The sequence below is a fragment of the Streptomyces sp. NTH33 genome (genome assembly GCF_003236365.1).
GTDB lineage: Bacteria > Actinomycetota > Actinomycetes > Streptomycetales > Streptomycetaceae > Streptomyces.
This window is the reverse complement of the sequence record NZ_POTZ01000851.1, coordinates 1-1,492: the sequence shown is the minus strand read 5'-3', so window position 1 is coordinate 1,492 and position 1,492 is coordinate 1. Positions and strand designations below refer to the sequence as shown.

1 protein-coding gene is annotated in these 1,492 nt (G+C 76.3%); it reads left to right on the top strand.

All coding sequences use genetic code 11. The features are described from left to right. Positions 1–1,492, top strand: a 1,492-nt coding sequence (locus C1I97_RS36950; protein ID WP_309147865.1) for an FAD-dependent oxidoreductase, incomplete at both ends; no start/stop codon positions are given.

Here is a 1,492-nt window from a genome sequence, read left to right as displayed (position 1 = left end):
GGCCGGGACCGGCTGGCCCGGCTGCTGCCCGCACCGCCGGGCGCCGAACGCGCCGAGGAGGCCGGCGCTCCGTGCGTGGCGGTCGTCGGGGGCGGCATCGCCGGACTGACCGCGGCCACCGCGCTGGCCGAGCGCGGCGTACGGGTCACCCTGTACGAGCGCGAGGCGCAGCTCGGCGGACGGCTGGCCGGCTGGCCCACACGGCTGGCCGACGGCACGGAGGTGACGATGAGCCGCGGCTTCCACGCCTTCTTCCGGCAGTACTACAACCTGCGCGCCCTGCTGCGCCGCACCGACCCGGCCCTGTCCCGCCTGACCGGCCTGCCCGACTACCCCCTGCGCCACGTCGGCGGCCGGCAGGACAGCTTCCGGCACGTGCCGCGCACCCCGCCGCTGAGCGCGCTCGGGTTCGTGGCGCTGAGCGAGTCGTTCTCCCTGCGCGGCCTGGCCCGGATGAACCCCCGGGCGGCACTGCCGTTGCTGGACGTGCGGGTGCCCGAGGTGTACGACCGGCTCGACCACGTCAGCGCGTACGACTTCCTGGAGGCGATCGGCTTCCCCGCGGCGGCACGGCACCTGGCCTTCGAGGTGTTCTCCCGCAGCTTCTTCGCCGACCCCCGGCGGCTGTCGGCCGCGGAGATGGCGCTGATGTTCCACGTCTACTTCCTCGGCTCGGCCGAGGGCCTGCTGTTCGACGTACCGCGGGAGCCGTTTCCGCAGGCGCTGTGGGACCCGCTCGCCGGACGTCTGCGCCGGCTCGGCGCGCGGGTGCGCGCCGGCACCGCCGTGGAGGGGGTCACGGCGCCGCCCTCGGGCGGCTTCACCGTGGCCGCCGCGAGCGGCGAGGAGCCGTACGACGCGGTGGTGCTCGCCCTCGACCCGGCGGGCCTGCGCGCGCTGGTGGCCCGCTCCGGCACTCTCGGCGACACCGAGTGGCGTGAGCGCGTGGCGCGGCTGCGCACCGCCCCACCCTTCCTGGTCTCCCGCCTGTGGCTGGACCGGCCCGTGCGCGCGGACCGGCCCGGCTTCCTCGGCACCAGCGGATACGGCGCGCTGGACAACGTCAGTGTGCTCAGCGGCTGGGAGGGCGAGGCCGCCCGCTGGGCCGCCCGCACCGGCGGCTCGGTCGTGGAACTGCACGCCTACGCCCTGCCCGAGGACGCCGACCGGGCGACCACCGAGAAGGAACTGCTCGGCGAACTGCACCGCGTCTACCCGGAGACGCGCCGGGCCCAGGCGGTCGACGCCCGGCACGAGTGGCGGGCCGACTGCCCCCTGTTCCCGGTCGGCGGGTACGCCGACCGGCCGACGGTGGGCACTCCCACGCCCGGCCTGGTCGTCGCGGGCGACGCGGTCCGCACCGGCCTGCCGGTGGCGCTGATGGAACGGGCGGCCACCAGCGGCTTCCTCGCCGCCAACACCCTGCTGCGCCGCTGGGGGCTGCGGGGCCACGCCCTGTGGACGGTGCCCGGCCTGTCTCTTATACCCATCT